Origin of the sequence: Hydrogenophaga sp. UC242_53 (assembly GCF_042696965.1) — a bacterium.
Lineage (GTDB): Bacteria > Pseudomonadota > Gammaproteobacteria > Burkholderiales > Burkholderiaceae_C > Hydrogenophaga.
The window spans coordinates 863,801-876,168 of the sequence record NZ_CP170552.1; the positions used below are offsets into that span (position 1 = coordinate 863,801).

The following is a 12,368-nucleotide window of genomic DNA, read 5'->3' on the forward strand; positions in this document are numbered from 1 at the left end:
GGGAATGTCCCAGTCTGCGGGTTCCAATGATCTGAATTTGGAAACGAAGCGACGTTATTTGGGATTCAAGTGCACTTTGTTCGGGGCCGCCCTTTGCCCGAGGGGGGGCTGGGCTGTTGTGGTGAACAGAACGCCCCCTTAGCATCGCCCTGCCAATTTTTTGGGAGGTGCGATTTGAGCTCACTGGCCGCTGGTTTGTTCGCGAGGTACCGCTCGCATCACGACATGAACAGGTCGTTCCTGGTGTGGATGGGGGCTCTGGGGAGCCTGGCCTTCCCGCTCTTCTATCTGCTGCGTTTCACGGGGCAACTCCCGCCGCGCTACGACGATCTGGCGCTCAGGGCCATCGCCACCCTGTTGTGCCTGGCACTGGCTTTGCGCCCGTGGTGGCCCGCGAGGGCCAAGCCGTTCTACCTCGCGCATGCCTACTTCACGTCGGTCTACTGCCTGGCGTTTCTGCAGACGTTCACGACCCTGAAGAATCAGGGCGACAGCTTTTCTTTCGTGAACATGGTGATCGGTGCGGTGTGTGTCATTCTGGTCGCCGATTGGCGCAATGCCGTGGTGATGCTGGTCGCCGGATACGCCCTTGGGGCGCTCGCGTTCTGGGCATCACAACCCGGCATCGCGTTCACGCCGGACGTCTGGATCTGGCTGCCCGCGCCGACGCTGCTGTTCGTGGCCGGTGCGTTGTCCCATTTCGAAAGAAGGCAGGCTGAGCTGGCGCGCCATCGCCTGTACATGAGCTTCGCGGGTTCCATCGCGCACGAGATGCGCGGGCCCATGCAGAAGATCCAGGGTGTCTTCGACACCCTGGAGCGCGACTTCCTGCGCCTGGGGTCATCCCAGTCCTCGGTGTCCCACACGCGCGAGCAGGTCATGGCGATGGTGCGGGTGATGAACGAGGGCCGCAACGCGATCAAGCTGGGTCTGCAGTCGATCACGGTGACGCTGCAGCAGCTCAAGAGCAGGGCCTTCGATGCCTCGGGTTTCACCTGGCTCTCGGCGGCGGTGTGCACCGAGCGCGCGGTGAGCGATTTCGGCTACGAGAGCGAGGCGCAGCGCGAGCGGGTGCGCCTGGCGGAGGTGGCCGACTTCACGTTCAAGGGCGATGAAACCCTCCTGACGCTGATCCTGTTCAACCTCATCAAGAACGCGCTGTATTACCTGCCGGCCTGTCCCGACGTCATGGTGACGGTGACCGTGGATGCGCAGTGCATCACGGTGCGCGATACAGGGCCGGGCATCGCACCGGAAAAGATGGAGCACCTGTTCGAGGACTTCCAGACCTCCGGCAAGGCTGATGGCACGGGTTTGGGGTTGGCGTTTTGCCGGCGCGCCATGCGCGCCTTCGGCGGGGAGATCACCTGCGCATCGCGGTTGGGCGAGTTCACGGCGTTCACGCTGTCGTTTCCCGCGGTGGCGCAGGCGGAGGCCCGGGCCCACGCCGAAGAAGCCATGCGGCATGCCGCGCGGTTGCTGCGCGGCGCCCGCGTGCTGCTGGTGGATGACGATCCGATCCGGCGCCGCGCCACCCTGGCCCAACTCCTGGCCCTGGTGGGCAGCAGCAGCATCGACGAGGCCGGCAACGGCGCTCAGGCGCTGGACCTGCTTCGCCTGGCCTCGGACGTGCCTTATGACCTCGTCGTGATGGACCTCCACATGCCGGTGCTCGATGGTTGTGACACCGTGCGCCAGATCCGCCTGGGGGCCGCCGCCGGGCATGAACAGGTGCCGGTGCTGGCACACAGTGTCCAGCCGGCGACCGAGGCCCGCGCGCAAGCCCGCGAAGCGGGCATGGACGGGTTCCTGAGCGCGCCTTGCAGCCTGCCTGAGATGGCCGGCGCGATCGTGAGCCTGCTCAAGGACCAGCCCTTGCGCCACAGCGCCAAGGACCCGGCGCCCTTCATGGGCAGCTCCGTGCTGCTGGCGGAGGACAACGCCGTGAACCGCGCCATCGTCAAAGGCTACCTGAAGGACATGGGGTTGGAGGTGGTGGAGGCGCAGCAGGGGCAGGACGTCCTGCAGTTCCTCAAGGCGGGCGTGCGGCCGGCCGTGATCCTGATGGACGTGGAGATGCCCGTGCTCGGCGGCATGGAGACGACGCGGCAGCTGCGCGCGATGGCCGATGGGGTGCGCAACATTCCCGTGGTGGCGCTCACCGGGCATGCCTCGCCGGAGCACAGGCAGGCGGCGCGGGACGCGGGCATGGACGGCTTTCTCACCAAGCCCGTGAACGTGGTGGCCTTGCGCGGGGAGCTGGCCCGCCTGATCGGCGAGCGTCCGGTGGGTGAGGCCCAGGCGGCGGGCGCGTCGCCGTCGCCCGCGCGCCTGGCGGGGGCGACCATCGATGGGCCCTTGCTGGATGACGAACGTGTCGAGCAGCTCAAGAGCATGAACATCATGGTGAACCTGCTGCCCGATGGCCTGGCCCAGGCCCGGCGGCACATTGCCAATCTGGAGGACGCTGTGCGGCGCAACGACCTGAAAAGCGCACGCCAGGCGCTGCATTCGCTGGCCGGCCTGAGTGGCGAAATGGGGGCTCACGCCATGTCCGAGACCGCGAAGCAGCATTCGCGCGTGGTCGAGAGCAACGCCTGGCCGTTCGAGCCGAACTGGCTGGCGCGGTTCAACACGCTCTTCCTCGAATCCGAACAGGCCTTGCTCACGAGCTTTGCCCTGCGCAAGACCTCACCGTCCTAGCCCGTTAAAGCGGCGACGCGGGTTCAGTTGTAGGTCAGTGCCCGCGCCTTGCCCCAGAACACGCGGTACATGTAGATGGTGTAGATGATGATCACTGGCAGCGTGATCGCCAGCGCCGATGAAGATGACGGTGAGCGAGCCGGTGGACACGGCCGCCTGCCACACGTTCATGCGGCCGATCACGATGTCGGGGAAGATGCTGTACGCCAGGCCGAAGAAGGCCAGCACGAAGATCAGCACGGTGGCCGCGAACACCACCCAGCCGTAACCCGCCTTCACCACATTGGGGTGCGTGACCACCCAGCGCACCGCGAAGAAGGCGATCGCGCAGCTCAGGGGGATCGGCATCAGGCCGAACACCTCGGGCACGCTGAACCACTTCGCCACCACGCCGGGGTTCACCAGCGGCGCTGCGCACCGAGATCGCGACCAGCGCAAAACCCATGGGCCACAGCACGCGGGCCGCCCAGCGCACCGCGTGGGCCTGCAGCTCGCCTTCGGTCTTCATGATCAGCCAGCCCGCGCCGAGCAGGATGTAGGCCGCCGGCAGCGTGAGCGCGATGCCCAGGCTGAACGCCAGGCCCAGCCAGCCCTTGTCGAAGCCTGTGATGTAGCTGCCCAGCATCCAGCCCTGCGAGGCGCTGGCGAGCAGCGAGCCGACGAAGAAGGCGCGGTTCCAGAACGGCACGTATTTCGTGGGCGCCTTCACACGGAAGTCGAACGCCACGCCGCGCAGGATCAGGCCGATCAGCATCACGGCCACCGGCAGGTAGAGCGCCTGCAGCACCAGCCCGTGCGCCATCGGAAAGGCCACCAGCAGCACGCCGACACCGAGCACCAGCCAGGTTTCGTTGGCGTCCCAGAACGGGCCGATGCTGGAGATCATGGTGTCCTTCTGCTCCTTGCTCTCGGCCAGGGGCAGCAGCAGGCCCACGCCGAGGTCGTAGCCGTCGAGGATCACGTAGGCCAGCAGGGCCAGGCCCATCACGGCCAGGAAGATCAGGGGGAGCACTTCGGCCCAGGTGGTCATGTTCATGGGGTGTTCTCCGTTCGGTCAGACGCCGGCCTTGCCGAGTTCGGCGCCGTGGGGTGCTTCGGGGGCATGTTTGAACGGGTGTTCGGCCATGTACTTGAGCACGCCGACGTAGGTGATGAGCAGCAGGCCGTACACGATGAGGTAGGCCGTGAGCGTGACCGCGATCATGGGCGAGGGGGTGTTGGTGACCACGTCGGCGGTGCGCAGGTGGCCGTAGACGAGGAAGGGCTGGCGGCCGATCTCGGTGACGTACCAGCCCGACAGCGTGGCCAGCCAGCCCGAGAAGGTCATGCCCGCCAGCACGTACAGCGCGGGCTTGGGCAGGTCCAGCGAGCCCTGCGCCTGGCGGCGCCGGCGCCAGAGCATCCAGGCCGAGGCCCAGGCCACGACCAGCATCAGCGTGCCCACGCCGACCATCACGCGAAAGGCCCAGAAGATCGGCGCCACCGGCGGGTGGGCGTTCGGGAATTCGTTGAGGCCCTTGAGTTCGGCGTCGGCGTCGTGCGCCAGGATCAGGCTCGCCATCTTGGGAATCTTCACCGCGTAGTGCGTGGTGCCGGCGGCCTCGTCGGGAATGCCGAACAGCGTGAGCGGCGCGCTCTTCTCGGTGTGCCAGATGCCCTCGAGCGCCGCGATCTTGGCGGGCTGGTGCTCCAGCGTGTTCAGCCCGTGCATGTCGCCGGCCAGGAACTGCAGCGGCATCGCCACCGAGGCGGCGATGATGGCCGTGCGCAAGGCCTTGTGCGTGCCGCCGGTGGCGCTGCCCTTGATGAGCTGCCAGGCGCAGAGGCCGGCGATGAGGAACGAGGCCGTGAGCGCCGAGGCCAGCAGCTTGTGCGCCAGGCGGTAGGGGAAGGAGGGGTTGAACACCACGGCGAACCAGTCGACCGCGACGAACTTGCCGTCCACGATCTCGAAGCCCGCGGGTGTCTGCATCCACGAATTCAGGCTCAGGATCCAGAACGCCGACATGGTGGTGCCGAAGGCCACCAGGAAGGTGGCGGCCAGGTGCACGCGCTCGCTCACGCGGCCCCGGCCGAACAGCATGATGCCCAGGAAGCTGGCCTCCAGGAAGAAGGCGGTCAGCACCTCGTAGCCCAGCAGCGGGCCCGCGATGTTACCGGCCCGTTCCATGAAGCCGGGCCAGTTGGTGCCGAACTGGAAGCTCATCACGATGCCGGAGACCACGCCGAGCGCGAAGCTCAGCGCGAACACCTTGGTCCAGAAGTAGTAGGCCTCTTCCCATGCCGGGTCGCGCGTCTTGATGTGGCGGATGCGGAAGTACAGCAGGAACCAGCCCATCGCGATCGTGATGGTCGGGAACAGGATGTGAAAGCTGATGTTCGCCGCGAACTGGATGCGCGAGAGGAGCAGGGCGTCCATGGGGGTTCTCCGTGGGGTTCTTGTCTGGTGGGGGTCAGGCCGCGTCGGGCAATTTCTCCGGGCGCGCGCTGCGGCCCGCCGCCTTGCCCGTGAGGCGGTCCTTGAGTTCGAGCACGCGCGTGACGGTCGCGCCCATGCCCATCAGCTGCATCGCGGTTTCGGGGGCCAGCTTCTGCACGTCGTCGAACCAGGTCATGAGCCGGTCGATCAGGTCGTGCATCTCGCGCATGCGGGCCTGCGCGTGGCGCTCGGCGTCGGTCTTGGGCGTTTCCAGCAGCGCGGTGCGCAGCATGGACAGGGTGGGCTCCACTTCGCGGCGGCGGCGCTCCTCGGCCAGCACGCGGAAGATTTCCCACACATCGGCCGGCGCCTCGAAGTACTCGCGCCGGTCGCCCGGCTGGTGGCGCAGGCGCACCAGCCGCCAAGCCTGCAATTCCTTCAGGCCCATGCTCACGTTCGAGCGCGAGAACTCCAGCGTCTCGGCGATCTCGTCGGCGTTGAGCGCGTTGGGTGAAATGAAGAGCAGGGCGTAGATCTGCCCCACGGTGCGGTTGATGCCCCAGCGGCTGCCCATTTCCCCGAAGTGGGCAACGAACTCGCGGTTGAGGGGCGGAAGATGGTCTTGCAGTGGCATGCCCGGAAATGTAGCTGGTTCGGCCTGAGTTTTCAGTAATTACTGAAATTCCGGTAATTTCCTGGGGGCTCTCCGCGATCCGGGACCGGTGGGCGCGCCACCTACAATCGCGCCCCATGAGCATCAAAAGCGACAAATGGATCCGCCGCATGGCCGAACAACACGGCCTGATCGAACCGTTCGAGCCCAACCAGGTGCGGGCGGTGGATGGCAAGAAGGTGATCAGCTACGGCACGTCGAGCTACGGCTACGACATCCGTTGCGCGCCGGAATTCAAGGTGTTCACCAACATCCACAGCACGGTGGTGGACCCGAAGAACTTCGACGAGAACAGCTTCGTGGACATCAACAAGGACGTCTGCGTGATCCCGCCCAACAGCTTCGCGCTGGCGCGCACGATGGAGTACTTCCGCATCCCGCGCAACGTGCTCACCATCTGCCTGGGCAAGAGCACGTATGCGCGCTGCGGCATCATCGTCAACGTCACGCCCTTCGAGCCCGAGTGGGAAGGTTATGTGACGTTGGAGTTCAGCAACACCACGCCGCTGCCGGCCAAGATCTACGCGGGCGAGGGTTGCGCCCAGGTGCTGTTCTTCGAAAGCGACGAGGTCTGCGAGACCTCCTACAAGGACCGGGGCGGCAAGTACCAGGGCCAGGTCGGCGTGACCCTGCCCAAAGCTTGACGGTTCGCGCGCCTTGACCCAGGTCAAGGCGGCCGGGCAACCCGGTCGATAGCATGCCGGGCATGTCACGCAACCCGCCCGGCTTCTCTTCTCCCGCCCCCATCCCCGCTGGCCAGCCGCTGCCGCACCGCAAGGTGATCCGGGGCTGGCTCGCCCCGCTCGTCGAGCGGCGCACCGCGCGCGCCATCGCGCTGCTGGTGTTCGACTGGGTGGTCTTCGCCGCGCTCATGGCCGGCACCGTGTGGTTCGCTGCCGTGTGGGCCAAGCTGCTGTGCGGCCTGGCGGCGGGCTTCATGATCGGGCGGCTGTTCATCATCGGCCACGACGCCTGCCACCAGAGCTACACGCCGCACCGGGGGCTGAACCGCGTGCTGGGCCGCATCGCCATGCTGCCCTCGCTCACGCCCTACAGCCTGTGGGAAGTGGGGCACAACGTGGTGCACCACGGCTACACCAACCTCAAGGGCGTGGACTTCGTGTGGGCGCCGCTCACGCGCGAGGAGTTCGCCGCGCTCTCGCCGATGCGCCGCGCCCTGGAGCGCGCGTACCGCAGCGGCTTCGGCCCGGCGCTGTACTACCTGGTGGAGATGTGGTGGCACCGCATGTTCTTCCCGCGCAAGACCTACATGGGCACGCGGCGCGCCGAGTTCGTGTGGGACGGCGTGTTCGTCAGCGCCTGCGCGCTGGCCTGGATCGGCGGCCTGGTGGCCGCCGCCTCGGCCACCGGCCAGTCGGTCTGGCTGCTGCTGGCCATGGGCTTTGCCGTGCCCTTCCTGTTCTGGAACGCCATGATCGGTTTCGTGGTCTACGTGCACCACACGCACACGGCGGTGCAGTGGCACGACGACAAGGCCGCCTGGGGCCGCGCCGCGCCCTTTGTCTCGACCACGGTGCACCTCACCTTTCCGCTGCGCATCGGCGCGATGCTGCACCACATCATGGAGCACACCGCGCACCATGTGGACATGAGCATCCCGCTCTACCAGCTCGAAGGCGTGCAGCGCCTGCTGGAGGACGCGCTGCCGGGCCGCATCATCGTGCAGCGCTTCTCGTGGCGCTGGTACTTCGACACCGCGCGCCGCTGCAAGCTCTACGACTTCGGCCGGCGCTGCTGGACCGACTTCCAGGGCCGCCCGACCAGCGCCTGCGCACCTGCCGTCGCCTGAGCCCGGCGGGGCCACGCCCGCTTCATAATGGGATACCCGCACCCGTACCGAGGTCGCCGAGGAGCCATGCCATGAAGTGGGAAAACAACCGCCAGTCCGATCAGATCGAAGACCGCCGCGCCGACCCCGGCGGGGGTGGGCTCGGTGGCCTGGGTGGCGGCCGGCGCGTGGGTGGGCGCGGCATCGGCCTGGGCACCATTGCCGTCGCGCTGGTCGCGGGCTGGATCTTCGGCATCAACCCCATGACCATTCTCGGCGTGCTCGGCGGCGTGGGCGATGGCGCACCCACCGCCCAGGTGGAGACCACCCAGGGCCCGACCCAGGCGCCCACCGACGACATGGGCAAGTTCGTGGCCGCCGTGCTCGGCGGCACGGAAGACGTGTGGGGCCAGGTGTTCCAGCAGGCCGGCGCGCAGTACCAGAAACCGCGCCTCGTGCTGTTCCGGGGCGCCACGCCCACGGCCTGCGGCACCGGCCAGTCGGCCATGGGCCCGTTCTACTGCCCGGGCGACCAGAAGGTCTACATCGACCTGAGCTTCTACGACACCCTGCGCCGCCAGCTCGGCGCGCCGGGCGACTTCGCCCAGGCCTATGTGATCGCGCACGAGGTCGGCCACCATGTGCAGAACCTCATGGGCATCACCGACCAGATGGAGCAGGCGCGCCGGCGCGTGGGCGAGCGCGAGTACAACGCGCTGTCGGTGCGGCTGGAGCTGCAGGCCGACTGTTTTGCCGGCATCTGGGCCCACCACAACCACAAGAACAAGGCCATCCTGGAGCCGGGCGACGTGGAAGAGGCGCTGAACGCCGCCGCCGCGATCGGCGACGACGCCTTGCAGCGCAAAAGCCAGGGACAGGTGGTGCCCGACAGCTTCACCCACGGCACCAGCGCACAGCGCCAGCGCTGGTTCAACACGGGGCTGCAAAGCGGCAGCGTGCAGTCCTGCGACACCTTCAAAGCGGGCAGCGTCTGAGGCCTGGCGGAGGCCGCCGGCCCGGATTTGGGCGAAAAACGGTCAAAGTGCGACAATACGTGGCTAACTTTGAAGCCAATGACCCAATCCTTCTCCGAACTCTCCCTCTCGCCCGCCATTGAGCGAGCCGTGGCCGAAATGGGCTACGCGACCATGACGCCGATCCAGGCGCAGGCGATTCCGGTGGTGCTGCAAGGCCGTGACGTGATGGGCGCCGCCCAGACCGGCACCGGCAAGACCGCCGCGTTCACGCTGCCGCTGCTGCAGCGCATGCTCAAGCACGAGAACGCCTCCACCTCGCCCGCGCGCCACCCGGTGCGCGCCCTGGTGCTGCTGCCCACGCGTGAGCTGGCCGACCAGGTGGCCGAGCAGGTCAAGCTGTACGCCAAGTACACCAACCTGCGCAGCACAGTGGTGTTCGGCGGCATGGACATGAAGCCGCAGACGGCCGAGCTCAAGAAGGGCGTCGAGGTGCTGGTGCGCAACGCCCGGGCGCTTGCTGGACCACATCGAGGCCAAGAACTGCGTGCTCAACCAGGTCGAGTACGTGGTGCTCGACGAGGCCGACCGCATGCTGGACATCGGCTTCCTGCCCGACCTGCAGCGCATTCTGAGCTACCTGCCCAAGCAGCGCACCACGCTGCTGTTCTCGGCCACCTTCTCGCCCGAGATCAAGCGCCTGGCCAACAGCTACCTGCAGGACCCGGTGACCATCGAGGTGGCGCGCTCCAACGCCACGGCGTCCACCGTGGAACAGCATTTCTACCGCGTGGAAGACGACGACAAGCGCGGCATCCTCAAGCAGATCCTGCGCGAGCGCGGTCTCAAGCAAGCCTTCGTGTTCGTCAACAGCAAGCTCGGTTGCGCGCGCCTGGCGCGTTCGCTCGAGCGCGAAGGCCTCAACACCACGGCCCTGCACGGCGACAAGAGCCAGGACGAGCGCCTCAAGGCCCTGGAAGCCTTCAAGACCGGCGCGGTGGACCTGCTGGTCTGCACCGACGTGGCCGCGCGCGGCCTGGACATCAAGGACGTGCCGGCGGTGTTCAACTTCGACATCCCGTTCAACGCCGAGGACTACGTGCACCGCATCGGCCGCACCGGCCGCGCGGGCGCTTCGGGCCTGGCGGTGTCCTTCGTGAGCGGGCGCGACACGCGCCTCATGGGCGACCTGGAAAAGCTGCTGGGCAAGAAGCTCGAGCTCGAAGCGCTCGAGTTCGAAGCCGACCGCCGCCCGGCGGGCCGCTTCAACGACGGCCAGCGCGCCTGGCAGCAGCCCGAAGGGCAGGACGCCGAGCGCCGCGAGAGCCGGGCCATCCGCGAAAGCCGCGAGAGCCGCACCCCGCGCGAAGCGCGAGGCGCCTCCGATTCGCGCCCGACCCGCGCACCGCGCGCGCCTGCCGATCCGCTGTTCGACAAGCCCTACGAACCCAGCGCCGCGAGCGACGCCACGCCCTCGTGGGAAGTGTCGCAGCGCGCCGCCGCGCGCACGGCCTCGCCCAACATCAAGACGCGCCGCAAGGTGCCGGCCTTGTTCAAGAGCGCCCCCGCACCGGCGCCGGCTCAGGAAAGCTGAGGGCGAAGCCCTTGCCTGAGCCTGCCAGGCGGCTTTCGCCGCCGCTCCTTCAGCGCTTGCCGGGTTTGCTGGCCTGCTCGCAGCGCACCGAGATCCGCTCCACCTCGCCCGGCACCTCCGTGATGCGGGCCGCGGTGAGGCAACCGCCCCACACACAACCCGTGTCCAGCGCCTGCAGGTCGTGGCGCTGCACCGCGCCCAGCGTGGACCAGTGGCCGAACGCGATCGGCACGCCTTCGGTTCGCCGGCCCGGCACGTCGAACCAGGGCATGAAGCCCTCGGGCGCCGCGCCCGCGCTGTCCTTGGTGTCGAACTCCATCACGCCCTGCGCGGTGCAGAAGCGCAGCCGCGTGAAGGCATTGACGATCACGCGCAGGCGCGCGGCGCCGCGCAGCGAGTCGCTCCACAGCGGCGGTTCGTTGCCATACATCTCCTGCAGGAAGCCGGTCCAGTCGGCGCTGCGCAGCACGGCCTGCAGCTCGCCGGCCAGCGCCAGCGTGCCGGCCACGTCCCACTGCGGCAGCACGCCCGCGTGCACCATCAGCCAGCCGTGTTCGAACAGCGCCATGGGCCGCGCGCGCAGCCAGTCGAGCAAGGCCTCGCGGTCGGGCGCGGCAAGGATGTCACCCACCGTGTCGCTGCGATGTGGCTTGCGCACGCCGTGCGCCGTGGCCAGCAGGTGCAGGTCGTGGTTGCCGAGCAGGCAGTGCGCCGCGCCGTCGAGCGCGATCAGCCGGCGCAGCACGGCCAGCGAGGCCGGCCCGCGGTTGACGAGATCGCCCAGCAGGTACAGCGTGTCGCGGCTGGGTGAGAAACCGATGTCGTCGAGCAGGCGGCCGAGCGCCGCGTCGCAGCCCTGCACATCCCCGATCATGTAAAGTGCCATTGGCCGATTATGGACACCCTCCTCATTGTTTTTCTGACGCTGCTCAACGGGGCGTTCGCCATGTCCGAGCTGGCCCTGGCATCCAGCCGCAAGGCGCGGCTCACGGCCATGGCCGAGGCCGGCGACAAGGGCTCGGTCACCGCGCTCCAGTTGCTGGACAACCCCACCCAGTTCCTCTCCTCGGTGCAGGTCGGCATCACCTCCATCGGCATGCTCAACGGCATCGTGGGGGAGGCTGCGTTCAGCGACGACCTGGGTCGCCAGCTCGTGGCATGGGGCCTGACGGAAGCCACGGCCAGCGTGATGGCCGACCGCGATCGTGGTGGTGGTCATCACCTTCATCACCATCGTGTTCGGCGAGCTGGTGCCCAAGCGCATCGGCCAGCTCTACCCCGAGGCCGTCGCGCGCTGGGTTTCGCGCCCCATGGCCTTCGTGGCCCAGGCCGCCAAGCCCTTCGTGTGGCTGCTCACGCACACCACGCAGTGGGTGCTCAAGCTGCTGCGCATCGACACCAACGCCGTGCAGCACGTGACCGAAGAGGAAATCAACGCCAGCCTGGAGGAGGGCGTGGACGCCGGCATCATCGAGGAACACGAGCACCAGATGGTGCGCAACGTGTTCCTGCTGGACGACCGTCAGCTCACCTCCATCATGGTGCCGCACTCGGAAATCGAATGGCTCGACGCCGAGGACCGCATCGACGCGGCCGTGCAGAAGGCCTGGACCACCGGCCATTCCTGGTACCCGGTGTGCCGGGGCGGGCTGGACGACGTGGTCGGTGTGATCCACCTGCCGCGCATGCTCGCGCTGCAATCCGAAGGCCACAACGAACCCTTGATGCAGCACGTGCTGCCGGCCGTGTTCGTGCCCGAGACACTCAGCGGCATGGAGCTGCTGGAGCAGTTCCGCGAACGCGCGACGCGCATGGTGTTCGTGGTTGACGAATACGGCGTGGTGCAGGGCCTGCTCACGCCGCTGGACATGCTGGAGGCCATCACCGGCGAGCTGTCGCCGCGCACCGCAGTGGACGCCTGGGCGACGCAGCGCGAGGACGGCGCCTGGCTGGTGGACGGCGCGATGCCGGTGACCGAGCTGAAGTCGCGCCTGGCGATCGACGACCTGCCCGACGAGGACAAGGGGCGCTACAACACCGTGGCCGGCCTCATGCAGACCGTGGCGGGCGACCTGCTGGGCCGGCGCGAGCACGTGGACTGCGCGGGCTGGCGCTTCGAGGTGCTGGTGCTCGATGGGCGCCGCATCGATCAGGTGCTGATCACGCGCCTGCCCGAGCCCGAGTCGGAAGCGGCGGTCGAGGCCGACGGCTGAGCC

The 12,368-nt window shown here is 67.8% G+C and carries 7 protein-coding genes and 3 pseudogenes; 6 read left to right on the forward strand and 4 right to left on the reverse strand.

The features are described 5' to 3' along the window. Nucleotides 1-69 precede the first annotated feature (69 nt). Nucleotides 70-2,703, forward strand: a complete 2,634-nt coding sequence (locus ACFJI0_RS04505) for a response regulator (protein WP_382323589.1) — start codon at nt 70-72, stop codon at nt 2,701-2,703. Between the two features lie 23 nt (nt 2,704-2,726). Here ACFJI0_RS04505 and ACFJI0_RS04510 read toward each other — a convergent pair. The 3 genes and pseudogenes from ACFJI0_RS04510 to ACFJI0_RS04520 form a co-directional block, all read right to left on the reverse strand. After that, a pseudogene (locus tag ACFJI0_RS04510) lies at nt 2,727-3,739 on the reverse strand (cytochrome d ubiquinol oxidase subunit II). Nucleotides 3,740-3,757: 18 nt separating this feature from the next. After that, the gene (locus ACFJI0_RS04515) at nt 3,758-5,122 is read right to left on the reverse strand and encodes a cytochrome ubiquinol oxidase subunit I (RefSeq protein ID WP_382160469.1); all 1,365 of its coding nucleotides are present in this window, start codon (nt 5,120-5,122) and stop codon (nt 3,758-3,760) included. 34 nt (nt 5,123-5,156) lie between these two features. Continuing rightward, complete coding sequence (locus tag ACFJI0_RS04520; RefSeq protein ID WP_291113211.1) at nt 5,157-5,756, reverse strand: GbsR/MarR family transcriptional regulator; 600 nt, start codon at nt 5,754-5,756, stop codon at nt 5,157-5,159. 116 nt (nt 5,757-5,872) lie between these two features. Here ACFJI0_RS04520 and dcd point away from each other — a divergent pair, with 116 nt between their 5' ends. From dcd to ACFJI0_RS04540, 4 genes and pseudogenes are all read left to right on the forward strand, one after another. Then, nucleotides 5,873-6,439 (forward strand): dCTP deaminase, encoded by a 567-nt coding sequence (gene dcd / locus ACFJI0_RS04525; RefSeq protein WP_382160466.1) that lies wholly within the window; start codon nt 5,873-5,875, stop codon nt 6,437-6,439. A gap of 62 nt (nt 6,440-6,501) precedes the next feature. Next, entirely contained in the window at nt 6,502-7,605 is a 1,104-nt protein-coding gene (locus ACFJI0_RS04530; RefSeq protein WP_382323590.1) for a fatty acid desaturase, read from the forward strand. A 71-nt stretch (nt 7,606-7,676) separates the two neighbouring features. After that, complete coding sequence (locus tag ACFJI0_RS04535; protein WP_291113205.1) at nt 7,677-8,579, forward strand: neutral zinc metallopeptidase; 903 nt, start codon at nt 7,677-7,679, stop codon at nt 8,577-8,579. A 78-nt stretch (nt 8,580-8,657) separates the two neighbouring features. Continuing rightward, nucleotides 8,658-10,152, forward strand: a pseudogene (locus ACFJI0_RS04540) (DEAD/DEAH box helicase). Between the two features lie 49 nt (nt 10,153-10,201). Here ACFJI0_RS04540 and ACFJI0_RS04545 read toward each other — a convergent pair. Beyond that, nucleotides 10,202-11,038 carry a symmetrical bis(5'-nucleosyl)-tetraphosphatase gene (locus tag ACFJI0_RS04545; protein WP_382160458.1) on the reverse strand — a complete coding sequence of 279 codons (837 nt, stop codon included), beginning with the start codon at nt 11,036-11,038 and terminating at the stop codon, nt 10,202-10,204. A gap of 9 nt (nt 11,039-11,047) precedes the next feature. On the opposite strand from ACFJI0_RS04545, the pseudogene ACFJI0_RS04550 reads away from it, so the two are divergent. Next, nucleotides 11,048-12,365: pseudogene (locus tag ACFJI0_RS04550) on the forward strand (hemolysin family protein). Nucleotides 12,366-12,368 lie beyond the last annotated feature (3 nt).